This is a genomic window from Bradyrhizobium sp. Crot121, assembly GCF_059512385.1.
In genome coordinates this window covers 1-763 of record NZ_JCAMOR010000299.1, presented here as the reverse complement: position 1 = coordinate 763, position 763 = coordinate 1, and the positions used below count along the sequence as shown (strand labels likewise).

1 pseudogene is annotated in these 763 nt (G+C 65.1%); it reads right to left on the bottom strand.

The window, feature by feature from the left end:
• Window positions 1-763 (bottom strand): annotated as a pseudogene (locus AC5ZGW_RS46635) (Mu transposase domain-containing protein); the annotation flags it as partial.

Below are 763 nucleotides of genomic sequence, written 5' to 3'. Positions count from 1 at the left end.
CGAGGCGACGGATCGTGCCTTGATCAGAATGCCGCGCCGGCAGGCCGCGTCGACGCGCTCGGCGCTGTAACTTTTGGTCAGCGACAGAATGCCGAGGCAGGTGCGAAAGCCTTGCTCGGGATGCGGCCGGGCCGCGATCACGGCTTGGAAGAAGGCGGCGGTCGACGGACCGATCCGCTCGCCGGCGGCGATCACTCCGGCGGGCGTCCATTGGCCGTAGCGCCGATGGGCGCTGGGCATATGGTCGGCGATGGTGGTGTGGCCCCGCCGGTTAGGGGCGCGGGCGTGGCTGGCGATCCTGCGGCCGTTGTGGAAGATCTCGACCGTCCTGTCGTCGATGCGCGCATCGACGAGCTTACGGATGAGCCGATACGGCGCGGAATACCAGTGTCCATCGATCTCGATATGATAGTCGGGGCCGACCCGGCATCGCTTCCAGCGTGCGAAAGCGTAAGCCTGGTCCGGCAGCTTTGTGAGCTTGGGCTGGTCGAGCTCGGCGAACAGTTCGGCGCGGCTGGCGCCAAAGTCGCGCATCTGCCGGGCATTGAGTTCGACGGCGAGTATTTTGATGGCTGCGTTCAGCTCCGCTAACGAAAAAAAAGCGTTGGTTGCGCAGCCGCGCCAGAATCCATCGCTGGGCGACTTGCACCGCAACTTCGACCTTTGCCTTGTCTTTTTGGGCGCCGCGGCCGGGCTGCGAGAATGGCCGTGCCGTAATGGCTCGCCATCTCGGCATAGGTTCGGTTGAGGCCGGGATCGTGGC